13 protein-coding genes are annotated in these 18,182 nt (G+C 62.2%); 3 read left to right on the top strand and 10 right to left on the bottom strand.

Annotation, left to right across the window (positions count from 1 at the left end; translation table 11 throughout):
• Position 1 precedes the first annotated feature (1 nt).
• From ACILSQ_RS06430 to ACILSQ_RS06410, 5 genes are all read right to left on the bottom strand, one after another.
• Complete coding sequence (locus ACILSQ_RS06430; RefSeq protein ID WP_395742763.1) at positions 2-1,999, bottom strand: ABC transporter ATP-binding protein; 1,998 nt, start codon at positions 1,997-1,999, stop codon at positions 2-4.
• Between the two features lie 66 nt (positions 2,000-2,065).
• Positions 2,066-2,524, bottom strand: a complete 459-nt coding sequence (locus ACILSQ_RS06425; protein WP_395742762.1) for a response regulator — start codon at positions 2,522-2,524, stop codon at positions 2,066-2,068.
• A 35-nt stretch (positions 2,525-2,559) separates the two neighbouring features.
• Complete coding sequence (locus ACILSQ_RS06420; RefSeq protein ID WP_395742761.1) at positions 2,560-2,784, bottom strand: hypothetical protein; 225 nt, start codon at positions 2,782-2,784, stop codon at positions 2,560-2,562.
• A 125-nt stretch (positions 2,785-2,909) separates the two neighbouring features.
• Positions 2,910-3,596: a response regulator gene (locus ACILSQ_RS06415; protein WP_395742760.1), complete on the bottom strand. Its 687-nt coding sequence runs from the start codon at positions 3,594-3,596 to the stop codon at positions 2,910-2,912.
• Positions 3,593-5,020: an ATP-binding protein gene (locus ACILSQ_RS06410; RefSeq protein WP_395742759.1), complete on the bottom strand. Its 1,428-nt coding sequence runs from the start codon at positions 5,018-5,020 to the stop codon at positions 3,593-3,595. The genes ACILSQ_RS06415 and ACILSQ_RS06410 overlap by 4 nt, the downstream gene beginning before the upstream one ends.
• A 326-nt stretch (positions 5,021-5,346) precedes the next feature.
• On the opposite strand from ACILSQ_RS06410, the gene ACILSQ_RS06405 reads away from it, so the two are divergent.
• Entirely contained in the window at positions 5,347-6,501 is a 1,155-nt protein-coding gene (locus tag ACILSQ_RS06405) for a 3-dehydroquinate synthase (RefSeq protein WP_395742758.1), read from the top strand.
• Between the two features lie 274 nt (positions 6,502-6,775).
• On the opposite strand, the gene ACILSQ_RS06400 is transcribed toward ACILSQ_RS06405, so the two are convergent.
• Entirely contained in the window at positions 6,776-9,595 is a 2,820-nt protein-coding gene (locus ACILSQ_RS06400) for a COR domain-containing protein (protein ID WP_395742757.1), read from the bottom strand.
• A gap of 364 nt (positions 9,596-9,959) precedes the next feature.
• Positions 9,960-11,711 carry an SMP-30/gluconolactonase/LRE family protein gene (locus tag ACILSQ_RS06395; RefSeq protein WP_395742756.1) on the bottom strand — a complete coding sequence of 584 codons (1,752 nt, stop codon included), beginning with the start codon at positions 11,709-11,711 and terminating at the stop codon, positions 9,960-9,962.
• 255 nt (positions 11,712-11,966) lie between these two features.
• Between ACILSQ_RS06395 and ACILSQ_RS06390 the strand changes: the two genes are divergently transcribed.
• Positions 11,967-12,638, top strand: a complete 672-nt coding sequence (locus ACILSQ_RS06390; RefSeq protein WP_395742755.1) for a biotin/lipoate A/B protein ligase family protein — start codon at positions 11,967-11,969, stop codon at positions 12,636-12,638.
• Positions 12,635-12,994: a gamma-glutamylcyclotransferase gene (locus ACILSQ_RS06385; protein ID WP_395742754.1), complete on the top strand. Its 360-nt coding sequence runs from the start codon at positions 12,635-12,637 to the stop codon at positions 12,992-12,994. The genes ACILSQ_RS06390 and ACILSQ_RS06385 overlap by 4 nt, the downstream gene beginning before the upstream one ends.
• A 292-nt stretch (positions 12,995-13,286) precedes the next feature.
• On the opposite strand, the gene ACILSQ_RS06380 is transcribed toward ACILSQ_RS06385, so the two are convergent.
• The 3 genes from ACILSQ_RS06380 to dnaG all read right to left on the bottom strand — a co-directional run bounded on the left by ACILSQ_RS06380 (position 13,287) and on the right by dnaG (position 18,101).
• Positions 13,287-13,997 (bottom strand): REP-associated tyrosine transposase, encoded by a 711-nt coding sequence (locus ACILSQ_RS06380; protein ID WP_395742753.1) that lies wholly within the window; start codon positions 13,995-13,997, stop codon positions 13,287-13,289.
• Positions 13,998-14,341: 344 nt separating this feature from the next.
• A complete protein-coding gene (gene rpoD, locus ACILSQ_RS06375) occupies positions 14,342-16,132 on the bottom strand; it encodes an RNA polymerase sigma factor RpoD (RefSeq protein ID WP_395742752.1) in 1,791 nt (596 codons plus the stop codon).
• Between the two features lie 103 nt (positions 16,133-16,235).
• Positions 16,236-18,101, bottom strand: coding sequence for a DNA primase (dnaG, locus tag ACILSQ_RS06370; RefSeq protein WP_395742751.1), 1,866 nt, complete (start codon positions 18,099-18,101; stop codon positions 16,236-16,238).
• Between the last annotated feature and the right edge of the window lie 81 nt (positions 18,102-18,182).

Here is an 18,182-nt window from a genome sequence, read left to right as displayed (position 1 = left end):
CTCAGTCTCCTTCAGAATCGGTTTGTTCTGCTTCTTCGTTTTCTTCAGCGGCCTCCTCTTCTTCTTCCTCTTCCTGCTCCGCGGTGCTGTCTTCTTCCACCGCGTGAGCAAAGGCGGCAAACCAGCCGCCGGCGGCGATCAAGGTTTCCGGCGTGCCTTGTTCCAGGATGCCGCCGCCACCGAGGACGTACACGTGGTCGGCATCCCGCACCATGCTGAAGCGGTGGGCGATGATGATGATGGTGCAGTGGCTCCGAAGCTGATGGATCGCATGCCGCACCTCCGCCTCCGTGTTGTAGTCGAGGTTGGCGGTGGCTTCGTCGAGGATGAGAATTTTTGGACGGCTGAGGAGCACGCGGGCGATCTGCACGCGCTGTCTTTCGCCGACGCTGAGGCCCATGCCGTTCTGGCCGACCATGGTCTGCAGCCCCTTTGGCAGGCGCTCCACGAGATTTTTCAGCCCCGCCTGCTCCACGACCTTCATGACCTCGGCATCTGTGGCGTCGGGCTGCTTGTAGCGCAGGTTGTAGGCAAGGGTGCCGCGGAAAATGGCGCCGTCCGCCGCCACCATGCCGATCTGGCCGCGCAGGCTGGAGGAGTCGAGTTTGGCGAGCTCCTGGCCGTCGATGAGGATCTCCCCGTGCTGGGGTTCATAGAGCCTGAGCAGGAGATCCACGGCGGTGGTTTTGCCCGTGCCGCTGCCGCCCACAATGGCGGTGATTTTGCCGGGCTCGAAAACCATGGAGAGAGACTTCAGCACCTGATGATCCTCGACATAGGCAAAGGTCACGTCCTTGAACTCCACCCTGCCGTCTTCGATGAGCAGCGGCCTGCCGGGCTTCTCGCCGCTCTTGTTTTCCAGCAGGCGGAAGGCGCGTGAGATGGAGGCGACGTGCTGCTGCGTGTTCACCCACAGGCTGCAAAGTTCGTCGATGGGTGAATAGAGGCGGTCCAGATATGCGACAAACATCACCACGTCTCCGGGCGTGAGCTTGTGGATGAGCGCGAGGTAGCCGCCGCAGCCGAGGACCATGGCGGTGGCCAGATGACTGAGCACGCCCTCCCAGAAGGAGAATTTGTTCGAAAGGCGGCTGCGCTGCACGAAATTTTCATACGCGCTGGCGGAGATGCGGCGGTATTCCTGCACCTCCCGCGCTTCCGCGCCGCTGAGCTTCACGGTTTTGATGCCTTCCAGCGCGGTGGTGATGCGGGCGCTGACGTCCTCCCAGCGCTCGTAGTAGGTGTTGAGGCCGGTTTCGAGCTTCTGTGAGGAGCGCCAGGCGATGATGAGGTACACAGGGATCAACGACACGGCGATGAGGGCGAGCGTGGTGTTCTGATAAAACATGATGGCCACGATGCCGACGAGGCTGATGATCTCCGGCAGGATCTGCTGGGAGAAGGCGCCCACGATGGCGCTGACCTCCTCGCTTTGATCGATCTGCTTGGCGATGGCGGCGGGGGCGCGTTTGCCAAAGAAGCCCAGCGGCAGCCGCAGCACGTGGGAGAAGGCGCCCTGGATGAACTCCTGCTCGATGTCGCAGTCGAGCCGGGCCTTTTTGTTTTCAGCATAGAGCCAGAGGATGTAGCTGACGACATTGACGCCGAGCATCAGCAGCACCGCGTAGAAGAGCGTGTGAATGGCCTCTCCTGGCGTGCGCTCCGCCACATGCGCCGGGGTGTGGGGTTTTTTTTCGTGCGTCTTCAGCGTGGGCGGCGGCAGGGGATGCGCACTTTCGTGGGCGGCCTGGATTTTTTGACGGAGGAAGTCCTCCAGCGGGTCGTCGCCCGTCTCCAGTTCCTCGCCGGCCTCCACCCTGGCCTTGTCATTGGCTCTTTTGACAAAGAGTCCGGCGATGTCATTGATCGCCTCACGATAGATCAGCGGCTCCACGAGTCCCGCGCCGGTGCTCAGCAGCGTGATGAAAACCACCATCAAAAACCTGCCGCGATGGGGCGCGATCAGTTTGTAAAGGTGCTGCAGGACTTCCTTCTTCATGAGCCGCGGGAAACAACGAAGCGCCGCCTGTTTCCGCAACCAGTTTTATGCAGGCAGGACAGGGCCTCAGAGCGCGACCGCCGCGCCCGCCCAGTGGATGGGGGAAACAGATGAAGGGAAGGCGCCGGCGCCCGGGGAGGTGAAGCAATGGCGCCCGGCCAGCACCTGCCGCATGGCATCCAGCTTGATGGGGATGCTGCTGCAGGCCGCCACGCAGCCATGGGCGCCGGCACGCAGGACGAGCGCGGTCTCCAGCTCCTGATCCTGGCTGGAAACCACGAGAAGCTTCAGGCCGGCATGCAGCACCCGCAGGTCTTTGACGAGATCCAGAACACGATGGTCCGGCATGCTGAGGCTGAGCAGCACCAGATCCGGCTGCTGCCGTGAGACAGCGCCAAAGGTGCAGGAGGCGCAGGTGACTGAGGCGGAGAGGGTGAGATCTGGCTGCGCCGCCAGCGCGGAACACAGATCCGCGGAGCGGGCAGGATGATCATCCACAATGATGATGCGGCTGGGGGTTCTCATGTCAGGCAGGGTAACGTTGAACGAACGCCCGAAATTCACGATTCCATGGCGGGCCAGCCATCAAAGAATTGGAACAAAACCTTTGCTTGGTGCTGCTGTGGCAGGCCGGTTTTCTGTTCCGGAACCCACGGCAGGTTTTGCATCAGCTCATCAAACAGAGGCGAACTGTCATCCAGATGCTGGTGAACATCCGAGAAGCTCGAATGAAAGGAGGTGCTGCCTGGAACCCGTGTCTTGGAGCGAATGCGCGAGGATTTCATGGTTGTTGAAGACCGTGTTGGTTGGACGGATCGCGCACCATGCGGCCGGGTGAAGGCCGCGGTATCAGCGCCGGGGCCTTTTGCATTTAGGTGGCGGGCCTACCTTTGTGGCGCGCCGCTTTACGTTACTTGAGCACGTCGCGCTGCGTTTCCACCCAGCGCACTGCCTGGCGGATCATTTCCGCACTGGTGACGAAGCCCATTTTTTCCTTGATGTGATCGCGATGTACCGAGACGGTTTTTGGGCTGAGATGGAGCTGTGCGGCGATCTCCTTGGCAGTCTGGCCATGCCCAAAGAGCTCGAAGACCTGAAACTCGCGGTCGCTCAGCTTGGTCAGGGGAGATTCGGTGGAACCGCGGGGACGTGGGGAGGCAAAGGAGGCGGCGAGATGCGAGGCCAGCCGCTCGCTGACATAGACGCCGCCTTCGAGCACCTTGTGAATGGCATCCAGCAGCGCATGGCCGGGGCTGTCCTTGCCCACGTAGCCGCTGGCCCCGGCACGGAGGGCGCGCGCGGCGCAGAGCATTTCATCATGCATGGAGCTGACGATGATCTTCAGGCCGGGATGCAGCGCGGCGAGATCCTTGATGAGCTCAAGGCCGCCGCGGCCGGGCATGTTGAGATCGGTGATGAGGAGATCGGGCTTTTCCCGGGCCACGAGAGCCAGGGCCTCGGATTCATTGGCGGCGATGCCGCAGATTTCGAAAGAGGGATAAGGCTGCAGCATGAAGCGGTAGCCATTGATCACCGCGGGATGATCATCCACCAGCAGGAGACGATAGGTTTTGGAGCCGGCATCAACAGTTGTCATAGGAGGTTGGGGATGTGCACGGCGATGCGGGTGCCACCTGCGGGCGGAGCACCGTGCTCCATCCTGCCACCCATCATTTCCGTACGATGCTGCATGATCCGAAATCCGATGCCGCCGGCCTCTGAAGGCGCCTCTGGCAGGCCGCAGCCGTCATCGTCGATCTCAAGGACCAGGGATTCACCACGGCACTCCAGGCCGATGCGGATCTCCCCGGGGTCCGCGTGTTTCAGGGCATTGTTCACGGCCTCCTGGGCGATGCGGTAGAGATTGCACGCGGTGGCCTCGTTGGCGACGGTGATGTTGTCCGGGCATTCAAACACGCAGCGGACGCCGGAGCTGCGGGTGGTGGCGTCTGCCAGCGCCTGCAGGGCATGCTGAAGGCCCTGCTTCCACAGGGGCACCGGCGCCAGGCCGTGAGACAGGGCGCGCACCTCCGCCAGAGTCTCGCGCAGGCTCTGGCTGGCATGCCGGGCATGGTCCGCCAGGGCAGGGACCCTGGCCTGCAGTTCATCGTGCAGGCCATTGATGGACATCAGCACGGCGGTGAGCTGCTGGCCGATGCCGTCATGCAGCTCATGGCCGATGCGCCGGCGTTCGTTTTCGGCGGAATCAATGACGGCGCGCTCCAGCTCCGCGCGTTCCTTTTCGCGGTCGGCCAGGCGTGCGGTCATTTTCTTGAAGGCCTGCGAGAGTTCATGCACTTCATCGCCGCCGCGCACGGGCTCGATGTTGACGGCCCGGCCTTCGCCAAACTCCCGGACAGAACGCGCCAGGCGCTCCAGGCGGGAGGCCACGCCGAAGTGCAGGGTGGCCCAGAGGCAGAGGCACATGAGCGCGATGACCGAGGCGGACCAGGCCATGCGCCGGCGCGCATCTTCATGGGCGTGGACCACGGCGTCCGCGCGATCATAGACCAGCAGCAGGCAGGAGGAGCGCTGAGAGGGAAGCTGGATGGGAAAAGCCGCCAGCACGATGACGTCCCTGCTGTCCAGGGCGGGGGCCTCCATGATTTTGTCCTGATTTTCACGGGCCCGCTTCCAGGCGCCGGCCGCGGGTGTTTCCTCCGCCAGATGGCCTTCCCACTCGGGGATGGAGCTGGCTAGCACGCGACCGTTTTCATCCACCACGGCGGCGATGCGCAGCCAGGGCTCGTGCTTCCACTCGGAGAGGCCCTCGCGCAGCGCCTCGACCTCACCACGGGCGAGGTGCTGCCGGGCCAGGCTGGTGAGGCGCCTGCCCGTGGCGTCTGCCTGGGTGGTCACATCCTCCACACTGCGTTTCATGTCGTTGTTCAGATCGAGTTCGTAGTCCAGCCACATCGACAGCAGACCGAGCACCAGCAGCAGCGCGGGTATCAGGAATCGGAGTGGCGGCGGAAAGGTCACTGCGGCGGCGGCTTTGTTCTTCCAGGCATGCCGGGACATTTGGTTGCAGGTTGGTTGCGGGTCGGCTGGTGGGGCCGTTTTACTTGAAGCCATGCCGGGGGAGGTCGCGGCGGGGATGGGGGTGCGAAAGCAAGGTTTTCATGGCCGCGGACATGTTGAATCCGCGGGGTATCCATCTCAATCACCCCAGCAGGCTATTTCCATGGGTGGCCGCACAGGAGGGGTCGGGGGCCATTTTCGGGTGCAAAAACCCCCATGACGGTGGAGAAAACAGGGCTGCGGCTGTAGAAAGGGCATTCGCCCGGCGTATTCCCCTTTCCCTTTGACCTCCACCCCGGTCAGAGCCAAAGAATCCGCCCCCGTTAATGTTGGAGAAAAAAATCAGGCTCGAGCACACCCATCGCATCTTGTTCACGAGAGAAGCCTTTGCGCCCCGGAACCACACGATCCGCGATCTCCTCAAACTCGACCAGCCGCACAAGCTCCCCCGCGTGCTGGTCTTTGTGGATCAGGCCGTTGCCACCGCCAACCAGGATCTGATCGATGACATCATGGCCTATGGCCACGTGCATGCGGACACCTTCACGATGGTGGACGACCCCATCGTCATCCCCGGCGGCGAGCCCTGCAAAAACGACTTCCGGCTGGTGGAATGCTGCTGGGACGCCATCAATGAGGCGGCGCTGGACCGGCATAGCTATGTGTTCGTCATCGGCGGCGGCGCTGCGCTGGATCTGGTGTGCTTTGCCGCCTCCACGGCGCACCGCGGCATCCGCCATGTGCGCTTTCCCACCACCACGCTCAGCCAGGGAGACGGCGGCGTGGGCGTGAAGAACGGGGTGAACTACTTTGGCAAAAAGAACTGGGTGGGCAGCTTTTCCGTGCCCTTTGCCGTGGTGAATGACTTCGCCTTTCTCGAATCCCTCCCCGCGCGGGAGCGCCGCAACGGCATCATCGAAGCTATCAAAGTCTCCCTCATCCGCGACCGCGCGTTTTTCGAGCAGATCGAGGCCATGGCCGGTGATCTCGCCGCGCTCAAGCAGGAGGCGCTGGAGCAGGTGATCCAGCGCAGCGCGGAGCTGCACGTAGAGCACATCGCCACCGGCGGCGATCCTTTCGAACTGGGCTCCGCCCGGCCGCTGGACTTTGGCCACTGGGCCGCGCACAAGCTGGAGCAGATCTCCAAGTTCACCGTGGCGCATGGCGAGGCCGTGGCCATCGGCATGGCGGTGGATCTGGTTTATTCCCGCATGCAGGGCATCCTGGATGCGGAGACCTGCGAGCGCGTGCTGAAACTGATTGAGCGCATCGGCTTTGCCACTTCCTCCCCGCATTTGATGAACACCGGTCGCAGCGGTGAACCCGCCATTCTGGAAGGCCTGGAAGAATTCCGCGAGCACCTCGGCGGGGAGCTGACGGTGACGCTGGTGCCGGAGATCGGGACGAAGATTGAAGTGCATGAGATGAACCGGGTGAAGATTCTCAACGCGCTGGTGGAGCTGCAGAAGAGGCAGGCGTGAGGTAAGCAACAGCGCACTCTCCGGCCGTAGATCGGTCGTGTTTGGCAAAAAAAGATCCCTCTAACACGCAAAGGGCCCTCCGCCAAACCGCCCGACTGCGGGGGACCTTCGCAGGCCCCAAGGCCTGCCGCACGCTGCGAGGACATTCACCCGCCAGGGGGGGCTGCTGTACGCTGCGAGGGATCCGCTCGCCGGAGTGTTTGCCGTACCCTGATGGACGGGCGGGCTTCGCCACGACCGTCCTACGACCCTCCGGCGCGAGTGCTCTGCTCCCTCACCTCATCCCTCGTTCCCGTTCGCTGGAACGATGCTCGCCCGCGTGTTTTCTCTTCAGCTTTTCAAGGACGCGCATCAGTCCTTCGGACACGTCGTGCCAACCATGAGCATGCTTGTTATGGTCCTTGATGGGCTTGGCATCCGTGGGAAGGGCGATCAGATGATTCAGGCGCCCGCTGGCTTTCCACTGGCAGCGGTGCAGGATCACCGGCACTACTTCAGCGGTGCCCTCCTTGCGGCGTTCCAAGGCGCGGGTGATTTCCACGCGGTTGATGTAGTCAGATGTCAGGGAGTGATCACTCACCAGCAGCAGAAAGACATCCATTTCCTCCAGTTGTTCAGCGATGCCACGATTCCACTCCTCGCCTGCCGTAAGATCCCGATCCAGCCAGTACTCCACCAAGCCGGCGGTTTGCAGCACCTTGAGCTTTAGCACGAGCTGATCCTTGGCCACGTCATCCTTATGCGAGTAGCTGATGAATACACGCGGCTTCCACACATCCGTGCGGGCATCCTGGACCGTCAGGCGGTTGTTCTCCTTGGTCGCATTCACCTCTACCAGCCCCTGGGGCGTCAGCATGGACATGTGAAGCAGGCCCTTCTTCTCCGCCTTCTCCAAGCCCGTCACCGGCAGCCATACTTCCGGAGCGTGCTGTAATTGCAGTTCCTCCAAAGGGTCTAGACCGCGAATCTCCGCATTGAGGGATCGCATCTCAGTTTGAATCGTGCCAGCGAGCTGCTGCCTGTGAACATTGGGACCGATGACAGTGGCGGTGATGCGGCGGTCCGTCACATCCGCCCGCACCACGGCACGTGCCTGTCCCAGCTCCAGCAGTGTGCCGTTCAGCCAACGCGGTAACCGTTCGCTCAAAGTATGTGTGCGAGTAATGAACCGGGGCACCAGCCCCTCGGGCAACGCCGCGTAGGCCCAGCGCAGGCGCGTCGCCTCCTCGCCCTGCCATTCCGCACCCAGCACAGGTTGGGAATCTGCCAGCGCCTGGGGCACCAGCCAGAGCTGCTCATCCTCTTTCAGCGGGAAGGCCAGGTCATACTTCTGCATAAGGCGGATGAGGAAAATAACCCTCTTAATCTCCTCCTTCGGCAGCTTGCGGCACGCCGCCTCTAGCGACAGTTCCGCACGCTCATTCGGTGCCTCACGCAGAAGCATGTAGATGCCGTCCGTCACCCAGTGCGGATTCAGCACGGTGGTATCACGCAAGCGTGAATCATCCCCGTAGTTCAGCGCCAGCCCCAAGCGGTGCAGATTGCGCGCCATGGCCAGTTGCCGGTCTTTGTCGGTCACTGCTGAAGCACTACACACTTCTTCAAAGATAGCATAATCTAGATAGTTGGTTTGCTCATCCTTCCAGTATTTCCGAAGCGCTTCCTTCACCTGAAAATACGCGGCGCCAGTCTTTTCTCGAACAGCGGCATCTTGGCCGATGATCTCTGCTAGCTTCGCCTTCAGCTCCGCGATGCCTTGTCCGGTCTCGCAGTCCGTTTCTAGGAATTCAACGATGAAAGGATACTTCTCCCGCAGCGCCTCACGGTCCAGACGCACCGGAGCAGTGGCCCACTTGTTCAGAGCTACGATTACCTTCGAAGTCGCCCCGTCCTCACTGCCAAAAGCGCGGATCAGCCGCAGCCAGTACTCAGCATCCTCCCGTTGGCTGTCCTCGCGCGCGGTCAGCACCAGCACATACACACTGCGGGCGCTGAGAAAGAACTGATGGGTCGCATGCGCGATCACCTGTCCGGCAAAGTCCCACACGTGCACCGTCACATCATCTCCATCTGGACACGGCAGACTCCAGTCCTGCAGCGCTATGCCCGTGGTGGATTCCTGCATCTTGTCATAGGTTCCGCGTACTAGCCGCTCTACTAGGCTGGTCTTGCCCGCACCGCCTCGCCCGACCAAGAGCATCTTCACCTCATTGAGCGCGCGTGCATCAGTGGTAGCCTGAGAGAAGTAGTACTCTAAGATGTCCTTCGGCCTGGCTGGTTCTTTGCGGCCCTTCTCATCGCTGGCGGAGACCTCGGCAGCCGAGGGGCCTAAGATCGAATCTGGAATTCCTAGTTCAGGATTCCCATGCAGGAAGAGATGCTCCATCGTCTGGAGTCGAATGATCTCTGATGGGAGTTTGCCCAGTTTGTTGTTGGAGAGATAAAGCCTATTGATCGCTGTGAGCTGTCCGATTTCCGGCGGCAGCGTGCTGAGCTGGTTGTTGGAGAGGGCAAGGTGCTTGAGGACGGAAAGCCGGCCTATATGCGGCGGCAACATACGGAGCCGGTTGTTGGAGAGCAAAAGTCCTGTGAGAGAGTGGAGCTTGCCGATCTCCGGAGGTAGTACAGTGAGCTGATTGTCATAAAACTCCAGTCCAGCGAGAGATACAAGCTGGCCAATCTCCGAAGGTATTGTGCTTAACTCGTTTTTGTAGGCGACAAGCTGCGTGAGCGCTGTTAGCTTGCCGATCTCCGGCGGCAACATTCTAAGCCGGTTGCTGTGGAGGAAAAACGTCTTGAGGGCGGTCAGCTGTCCGATCTCACAAGGCAGGGTTTCAAGGAAGTTATTGGAGATATCTAGAGCTGTGAGCTCGGTAAGCAGGCCGATCTCGTGCGGCAAAGCACTGAGCCGGTTATCAGAGAGATTGAGCTGCGTAAGGGAGGTAAGTTGGCCGATCTCCGGCGGTAGCAAGGTCAGGCCGAGGTCGCTTAGATCCAAAAACAAGCCCCCCCATCGCCTCTTGCATCTATCAATCCTCTCCAGAGCCTCTTGATAGGCTTCCAGAGCTTCGGGCGTCATCTCGGGGATCGGCATGGCGGAAAGTGAATGGCTGGAGGTGAATGTCGAGTCTGGAGAAGGCGGAAGAGTGGCGAGGGGGACGTTGGTGCCTGGCCATGGGTTCCAGAGAGCGGCGGCAGCGATAGCGGGCGACGGGAAGTCTCGGCGGAGGTTCAATTTTGCTTTGGCCCCCTCCGTTCCCGCGGAACTGAAATGGCTGGCGCGCGTGAACGCGACAGCGTCTTGGAGTGCGGTGGCAGAGAGGCAAGGGCAAAGCCTTGCCTCGACGACACCGCTTTCGCGGGGTATCGGGCGTTCTTCGGCCTCAGCTTGCTGTCCGGCCAGCGAAGCGGTGTCGCGCTAAAGCTTGCCACCGCACTCCAAGACGCTTCGCGCCCTCTCACAGCCGCGGCTTCTCCGGCTTGATGGTGGCTTCGGCGGAGCGGACGCCTTTCACCTGGGTCTTGCGTTTGAAGACCTTGTCGCCGTTGCAGGCGTAGAGTTCGTCGAAGTTGGCGCCGCCGAAGACGACGTTGGCGAGCCATTTGCGCTGGGGCTTGGCGATGATGCCGTTCACGCGGCCGGCCTGGTCGCAGAACTGGATGCCGGCGTGGGTGGCGACGTAGAGGCGGCCCTTGGTGTCGAGCGTCATGCCGTCGGCGCCGCTTTCCATCAGGCCATCGGGGATGCGGAGGTGGTGGTAGGGCTGCTTGGCGCTGAGGGTGCCGTCTGCCTCGATGTGGTAGCTCCAGATGAACTGGCCGCGCATGTCGGCGACGAGCAGGAGGCTTTGGTCTGGTGTGAGGCGAATGCCATTGGGGAAGGCGATGCCGTTTTTGTCATTGGTGTCCACGACGTTTTTCTCGCCATTGGGTCTGACGAGCCAGACCTGCTTGTGCGGAGGATCGGTGACGTAAAGATTGCCGTTGAGGCCGATGCAGAGGTCGTTGGAATCGATGCCTTCGGCGATGACGGTCATCTTGCCGGCTTCGTCATAGGCCACGATCTGCTTGTTGCCGCTGGCGCAGGCGAAGAGGCGGCCGTCGGGGCCAAACATGAGGCCGTTGGCCTTGCCGGTGTTTTCGGCGAAGACGGAGACCTTGCCATCGAGCGCGATCTTGTGGATGCGGCTGTTGGGGATGTCGGTGAAGAAGACTTCGCCTTTGGCATTCACGGCGGGGCCTTCGGTGAAGCCATAGCCTTCGCCGACGAGCTGCCATTCGCTGCCGGCACCGAGCACTTCCATCACGGGAGCGCGGGAGCCAGTGCCTTTGGTCACGGGCTTGGGCCAGTCCTTCCACAGCCAGCGCATGGCATCGGGGAAAATGGCGGTGGCGTGCTTGCCATTGTGGCCACCCTCGCCCCAGACGTGATTGGATTCGTAGCCGGCGAATTCGAGGGCGGAGAGCATTTCCTGATTGGCGAGGAACCAGTTTCCACCGGTGCCGTTCGCATCGTTGCTGCCATCCTGCAGGAAGACACGCAGGGCCTTGGGCTCGGCTTTGCGAATCATGACGGGGTAGTCATTGCCGCCGCGCTGATCGACGTAGGTGCCGATGCTGCTGAAGACGCGGCTGAAAGCCTCGGGCCGCTCCCACGCGGCGGTGAAGGCGGCGATGGCCCCGCTGCTGCTGCCGCCGATGCTGCGGTCATTGCCCTCGTGCGAGAGGCGGATGGCGCGGCCGTCCGGCAGCACGATCTTTTCCACCTCGGGCAGGAGTTCTTCGAGGATGAAGCGCGCGTAGTTCTCGCCGAGGCCGTCGTATTCCACGCTGCGGTTGAAGCGGTCCAGTTGAGTCGCCGGATCAGCCGCGGGCACGCGGCCGTGCATCACGAAGACGCCGATGATCACGGGGATCTTCTTTTTGGCGATGAGGTTGTCAAAGACGACGGGCGCTAGGTTTTGGATGCCGTCCTGGTTCACATGCACGCAGGCGGGCTTGTCGGGAGAGTACTGCTTGGGCACATACACCCAGTAGTCGCGCACGGTGCCGGGGAAGATTTTGCTGTTTTTGAATTCAAACTTCAGCACGTCGCCCTTCGGCACGCCCTCCTGCGGTTTGGAGTCGGGACCGGGCTGGTAGTCGTCCGCGGCATGGCAGAAGACGGACAGCAGGGAGAATGCGAGAGCGAGGAAGCGGGTGGGGCGCATGGGCGGAGTGTGAAGTGGGTCTGGCGACATGCCACTGCGAAGTTGAAGGGACATTCGTCTTTGCCGCAGAGGAGCAGAGAGGCGGAGGTAGCAGAGAATGGATTCAATCTCTGCCACCTCTGCACCTTTGCCTCTCTGCGGCGAAACGTATGTCCCCAGGCCTTCTAAAAACAGAAAGAGCAGATTCGCGGTGATTCGTGCGCATTCGCGTTGGAGAATGGCGAAGTTGTCGCATGATGCGGGGTGGATTCTGACATGCCTCTCTTTGACCAACTCATCCTGCACCTCGATGCGCCGCCGCATGACGGCCCCTGGAACATGGCGGCGGATCAGGCGTGGCTGGAGCAGAGTGAACTGCCGGTGCTGCGCGTGTATCGATGGACGGAACCCACGGCGACGATCGGCTATGCGCAGAATTTGACGAAGCTGGCGGGGACGCTGCCGCAGTGGCCCATCGTGCGGCGCTGGACGGGCGGGGGCGTGGTGCTGCATGATGCGGACTACACGTACTCGGTCATCGTGCCGGCGGTGCATCCCTGGTCGCAGACCAATCCGCTGGACAGTTACAGGCTGGTGCATGAGTCGCTGGCGAAGGCGCTGGATGATGGCAGCCGTCTCGCGGGACCGGAGGATTTGATCGAGAATCCGTTCTGCTTTGTGGCGCCCGCCATGCACGATGTGGTGCGCGGCCAAGTGAAGGTGGCCGGGGCCGGGCAGCGCCGTGGCAAGCTGGGCCTGCTGCACCAGGGCAGCGTGCAGCAGGTGACGCTGGCGGAGGAGTTCTGGCCGCGCTGGGCGGCGCGGCTGGCCGCCAACGTGCGGGTGACGCAGGAGATGACTGCGAGCATGATCGAACGCGCGAATGAACTGACCGAAAAACGTTACAGCCTGGCTTCGTGGCTGAATGAACGGGAGGATGCGCTGTGAACACGCGGACGCTGGTGTTTGTGTATGGCACGCTGAAGCGTGGTGGGGATAATCATCATTGGATCTCGCAGCAGCAGTTCGTGGGCGAGGCGTGCACGAAGCCGATGTTTCGCTTGTATGATCTTGGGGGGTATCCGGGGATGGTGCGCGCGGATGAGGGTCTTTCCATTCAGGGAGAGGTGTGGAGCGTGGATGAGGCGGGGCTGATCAAGCTGGATGTGCTGGAGGATACCGAGGGTGGTGAGTATGAGCGCGTGAGGGTGGTGTTGGAAGGCGAGTGGGCGGAAAGGGCGGTGGAGGGGTATGTGTATTTGAGGAGTGTTGAAGGCAGGAGGGAAGTGGGGGTGAGGTGGTGATTTTGTCGTAGGTCGGTCGTGTTTGGCGTCGATGAGATTCTCATGCTCCACCAGCGCCCTCCGCCAAACCGCCCGACTTCGAGGATGTTCGTACGCCGTGGTGTTTGCGGTGCGCTTGTCGTAGGTCGGTCGTGTTTGGCCTCGATGAGGTTCTCATGCGCCACCAGCGCCCTCTGCCAAACCGCCCGACTTCGAGGATGTTCGTACGCCGTGGTGTTTGCAGTGCGCTCGCAGACGGGCGGGCTTCGCCACGACCGTCCTACGACGTGGTGCGCTCGGTTGCCATTCAGCCTCAAATGTCACGTCTCGGCGTCTGTGAGTTGGCGTCTTGGATCGACTTGCAGAACCATACGGAGGCTTCGTGTTCCTGCAGTCCGGCTTTCAGGGGATTTTTTGCAATGTAACGAACGGTGGCTTGGTAATGTGCCTCGTCACGGATGATGCGGTCAAAGTTTTCGTCCTGCCAAAGCGTGCCCTTTCGGCCCAGATGGTGCTGAATGTTTCGCCCAGTGAACGATTTCCAGGAACGGCATGCCTTTTCAAGCTCAAATCCGCCGCGCAGACGACACAAGACATGGACGTGGTTGGGCATCACGACATAGGCCAGCATCTCTGTGCGCTCTCCTTCGAAATGATGAAGCGCCTTCACCACCGCCTGCCGATTTTTTGATTCGCGCAGCAGGCACTCGCCGTGACCCTCGTCAAGCAGCCGCTCCAGCTTGCGGAGGCGCCCGCGTTGGAACTCCCGCCACTCTTCCAGTTCAAGATCGGACAAAGGGCCTTTGTTGCGCCATTCTTCGGCTTCACGTTGGATCTCTGCGAGGGTGGCCCGTGGGATGGAGTCGGCGAGCCGGAAGGTGACGAAGTAGGCCGCATGCGGCAGCCTCCAGTGAGGAAGATGTCGTGTGTAGCTGGAGAAGGTGTCACACGGAATGGAACTGCCGGGATCAAATGCTGTGAAGTCGGGTGGCAAAGGAATCACAGATGGGACGATCCACGGCATAGGGCGAAATTTGCGTACGCGTTCCGAAACGCAAGTGTCAGGCAGAGCGCGGGGGTAGGAACCTCGTGTGCCTTGGTGTTGCGATGCTTGCCGTAGGTCGGTCGTGTTTGGCGTCGGTGATATTCGCATGCTTCACCAGCGCTCTCCGCCAAACCGCCCGACTTCGAGGATGTTTGTACGCCTTGGTGTTTGCAGTACGCTCGCAGACGGGCGGGCTTTGCCACGACCGTCCTACTTCCAGGCAGCTCCGCGGCCTGGCTTTGAGGAGGTTCGCACGCCGTGGTGTTTGCGGTGCGCTCGCAGACGGGCGGGCTTCGCCACGACCGTCCTACGTCGTCTATGCATCAACCCGCGCCAAAGAAACCGCCCAGCTTCCGGATGCGAGTCGGATGCCGCAGCTTGCGGAGGGCCTTGGCTTCGATCTGGCGGATGCGTTCGCGGGTGACCTGGAACTGCTTGCCCACTTCTTCGAGCGTGCGCCCGGCGCCGTCGCCGAGGCCGAAGCGCTGCTCCAGCACTTCGCGTTCGCGCGGGTTCAGGGTGTCGAGCACGTCGCGGAGTTTGTCGCGCAGGAGGTGCATGGCGGTGAGCTCCATGGGGTTGCTCGCCTCCTTGTCCTCGATGAAGTCGCCGAATTCGGTGTCGCCTTCGCTTTCGCCGACTTTGGCCTGCATGGAGACGGGCTGCTGGGAGAGGCGGAGGACGGCGTTCACACGCTCGACGGGGAGGTGGATTTCCTCGGCGATTTCTTCCGGGGTCGGATCGCGGCCGAGCTCCTGGAGGAGCTGCTTGTGCACGCGCATGAGCTTGTTGATCGTCTCGATCATGTGCACCGGGATGCGGATGGTGCGGGCCTGGTCGGCGATGCTGCGGGTGATGGCCTGGCGGATCCACCAGGTGGCGTAGGTGCTGAATTTGTAGCCGCGCTGGTACTCAAATTTTTCCACCGCGCGCATCAGGCCCATGTTGCCCTCCTGAATGAGGTCGAGGAAGGAGAGGCCGCGGTTGGTGTACTTTTTGGCGATGGAAATGACGAGGCGCAGGTTGGCCTCGATCATCTCGGTTTTGGCGCGGGTGGAACCGGCCACGTGCTTGAGCGTGTCGGTGATGAGCGTGCGGTAGTCCGCGGCCGTCATCCACGATTCCTGCTCAAAGGCGTTCACGGCTTCTTTGGCCGCCTCGCTGCGCGGGTGCTCCTTGAGATTGCGTTCCAGATTGCTGAGATCCGTCAGCCGCTGCTGCAGGAGGGTGACGAAGTCCTCGGTGATCTTGGATTTGAAGTAAAACTTCTCGCAGGTGCGGAAGAAGGAGGCGCGCAGGGCTTCAAACTCTTCCTGGGCCGCGGCGCGTTTGCGCGGCCCGGCATTGATCATGGCGTTGAAGGCCTTGCTGGTTTTGTCATAGGTCTCCCGTGCCTGGTCCAGCAGAGGCTTCAGCTTCTTGAAATAGGCGTCACGTTCGTCCGCCTTGCGGTCGCTCACGAGACGGTCAAAGCGTTCCACGCCGTTGCACAGGGCCTCGGCAAACTGCAGGTAGGCCTGGCCGATGAAGCCGATGGTGTGCAGGCACTGGCGCATGCTCAGGTCGGCCTTTTCAATGCGCTTGGAAATGTGGATCTCCTGCTCGCGGGTGAGCAGGGGCACCTGGCCCATCTGGCGCAGGTACATGCGCACCGGATCATCAAACACGTCCAGCTTGGCGGAGGCGGCATCACGCTCCGCGGCGATGCGTTCGCGGGCGGCGTTGTTGCGCGCGGCGAGGCCGTCCACATCATCGGTGATCTTGATCTCCATCGCACGCAGGCGCGTGATGAGGGCGTCCATCAGGTCCGGCGTGACGAATCCCGGCGGCAGGGCCTCATTGATGTCGTCCCAGGTCAGGTGGTCATGCTCGCGCGCGGTGCGGATGAGGTCGCGCAGGCGTGCCTGCACGTCCGGGGAATGGATGTCGTCGTGAGTGGTGTTGGCAAACTGGGCGATGCCGCCGGCATGACCGTTTTTTGGCGGGCGGCCGCGGCGGCGTTTGAGAGGCATGCCATCCGGGCCGACCTGGGCGGCGGGAGCCTCCTTGGGCGGGTGAATGCGCGGCCTGCCGCGGCCACGTTTTTGAGGTGCGGCCGCGTCCTCGGCAGCCATGGGGGCGCCCGCCTGTGCGGCTGCGTTGCGAGAATGGGATCCGTTAAGTTGGTTTTTGGAGACGGCCATACTAACCTCTTGGGGGGTCCGCGACCTGCGTCAGTCAGGGGGAGAAACTATTCGGGACGGGTTTGGTACGGTCAAGGCAATCTTTGCGCATTGCAATGAGTTCCACCTGGTGCTGCTGCAGGCGCTCCACCTCCTCCGCGGAGAGGCCACGCTGGCGGAGTTTCGCCTCCACGCCCTGGATCAGGCTCTGGAGCCGGGCGATCTCCAGCGTGTAGAGGGCGCTTTTTGCGTCTTCCAGCCCGCTGGGGCCGACGCCGCCAGGCCGGAGCGCGTGCGCCTGAAGCAGGGCAAACGCGGCCTCCTGGTGGCGCTCCAGTCCGGCCATAAAGGCGAGCTGGGAGGACTCTTCCAGAGGGTCGTGGCGGCTGTGCACCAGCAGGGCCAGGAGCTCGGTGCCCGGCACCTCTTTCAGCAGGTCTTCGCAGTCGGACTCACGCAGCCAGTACATCACTTCGGCATCTTTCAGCGCCATCTGGCAAAGGGTCACGGCGGTCCTGTGCTGGGAGGCCAGCAGTTTTTTGGCCTCGTCGGCGATGCTGGCGGAGGATGCCTCGGGCTTGGGGCCGCCAGCGCCGTTCCTGCCTTCCTTGGCGGCGCGGTTCACCATGGCCGTGAGCTGCTCTTCGGAAATCTCCAGCAGCTTGGCCACCTTGTTGACGGCGGTGATGCGCTGGGCCACGCCGGTGAAGACGCTGATGGCCGCGGCCACCTGGTCTGCCATGCGCACGCGCTCCACCATGCTGTCGGATTTGGCGCTGGCCCGCAGGCGGCGGATCTGGTACTCCAGGAAGTCCGTGGCATTTCCCAGCACCGCCTGCAATGCCTCGTTGCCCTGCTTGCGCAGCAGGGAGTCGGGGTCTTCCCCCTGTGGCAGCGAGGCCACCTTCACGGTGAGGCCGATGGGCGAGAGGATCTGGAAGGCGCGCTCGGCGGCCTTGTAGCCTGCATTGTCGGAGTCATAGCAGAGCACGACTTCATTGCACACGCGCTTGAGGAGCTTGGCGTGCAGCTCGGTGAAGGCGGTGCCCTGCCCGGCCACCACGTTTTGGAAGCCCGCCTCGTAGATCATGATCATGTCGATCTGGCCTTCGCAGACGATGGCCTCGCCTGCCTTCGAGATGGCGCGTTTGGAGCGGTCAAAACCAAACAGCACCTTGCTCTTGCTGAAGAGCGGCGTCTCCGGCGAGTTCACGTATTTGCCCGTGTTCTCCCGCGGCGCAATGATGCGGCCGCTGAAGGCGATCACGTCCCCGTTGTCGCTGCGGATGGGAAACATGAGCCGGTCGCGGAAGCGCGGGTAGGCGCCGCGGCGGCCCGAGTCCTCGTCGCTCTGCACGAAAAGCCCGGCCTCCACCAGCACGCTCTCGGGGAGCTTCGCCTGCGCGGCCCATTCGCGGAAAAAGGCGCTGCTGGCCGGCGCGTAGCCCATCTGCCAGTTCTTCGCCACGGCGGAGGTGATGCCGCGCGACTTGAGGTACTCGCGCGCCGGAGCGGCGATCTTGTGCTTCATCAGGAGCTGGTGAAACCATTCGGCGATCTCGCGGTGCGCGCGCAGAAGCAGGCTGCGGTGCTTGGCCTCCGCCTCGGCATTGGCGTCCCAGACCTCCTCCTGGATACGGATGCCCGCCGCTTCGGCCAGGCGTCTGACGGCTTCCACAAAGGAGAGGCCGTCATGCTCCATGACGAAGCGGATGGCGGTGCCGCCCGCACCACAGCCAAAGCAGTGGTAGGTGTTGCGGGAGGGGCTGACATTGAAGGAAGGAGTGCGCTCATTATGAAACGGGCACAGCCCGAGATAGTTCGTCCCCGCTTTGCGCAGCTTCACGGAACGGCCGATGAGCGCCACGATGTCCGTGGCGGCGATCACCTGCTGGATGGTTTCTTCCGGGATGCGCGACATGTCTTTAAAAGTGTTGAGCGGGGGGCGCGCCGCAACTGGTGATGCGGTCACAAAGCCCAAAATATAGAGGGCGGCCTGCCG

The organism is Prosthecobacter sp. (assembly GCF_044227185.1).
In the GTDB taxonomy this organism is placed as follows: Bacteria; Verrucomicrobiota; Verrucomicrobiia; order Verrucomicrobiales; family Verrucomicrobiaceae; genus Prosthecobacter.
Note: the sequence above shows the minus strand (reverse complement) of the source record. Positions and strands in the feature narration are given on the sequence as shown.

Coding starts and splice junctions, on each gene's coding strand:
- ACILSQ_RS06430 (WP_395742763.1), bottom strand. CDS start 1,999: ATGAAGAAGGAAGTCCTGCAGCACCTTTACAAACTGATCGCGCCCCAT.
- ACILSQ_RS06425 (WP_395742762.1), bottom strand. CDS start 2,524: ATGAGAACCCCCAGCCGCATCATCATTGTGGATGATCATCCTGCCCGC.
- ACILSQ_RS06400 (WP_395742757.1), bottom strand. CDS start 9,595: ATGCCGATCCCCGAGATGACGCCCGAAGCTCTGGAAGCCTATCAAGAG.
- ACILSQ_RS06390 (WP_395742755.1), top strand. CDS start 11,967: ATGCCTCTCTTTGACCAACTCATCCTGCACCTCGATGCGCCGCCGCAT.
- ACILSQ_RS06405 (WP_395742758.1), top strand. CDS start 5,347: ATGTTGGAGAAAAAAATCAGGCTCGAGCACACCCATCGCATCTTGTTC.
- ACILSQ_RS06395 (WP_395742756.1), bottom strand. CDS start 11,711: ATGCGCCCCACCCGCTTCCTCGCTCTCGCATTCTCCCTGCTGTCCGTC.
- ACILSQ_RS06420 (WP_395742761.1), bottom strand. CDS start 2,784: ATGAAATCCTCGCGCATTCGCTCCAAGACACGGGTTCCAGGCAGCACC.
- ACILSQ_RS06410 (WP_395742759.1), bottom strand. CDS start 5,020: ATGTCCCGGCATGCCTGGAAGAACAAAGCCGCCGCCGCAGTGACCTTT.
- ACILSQ_RS06380 (WP_395742753.1), bottom strand. CDS start 13,997: ATGCCGTGGATCGTCCCATCTGTGATTCCTTTGCCACCCGACTTCACA.
- ACILSQ_RS06415 (WP_395742760.1), bottom strand. CDS start 3,596: ATGACAACTGTTGATGCCGGCTCCAAAACCTATCGTCTCCTGCTGGTG.
- dnaG (WP_395742751.1), bottom strand. CDS start 18,101: ATGTCGCGCATCCCGGAAGAAACCATCCAGCAGGTGATCGCCGCCACG.
- rpoD (WP_395742752.1), bottom strand. CDS start 16,132: ATGGCTGCCGAGGACGCGGCCGCACCTCAAAAACGTGGCCGCGGCAGG.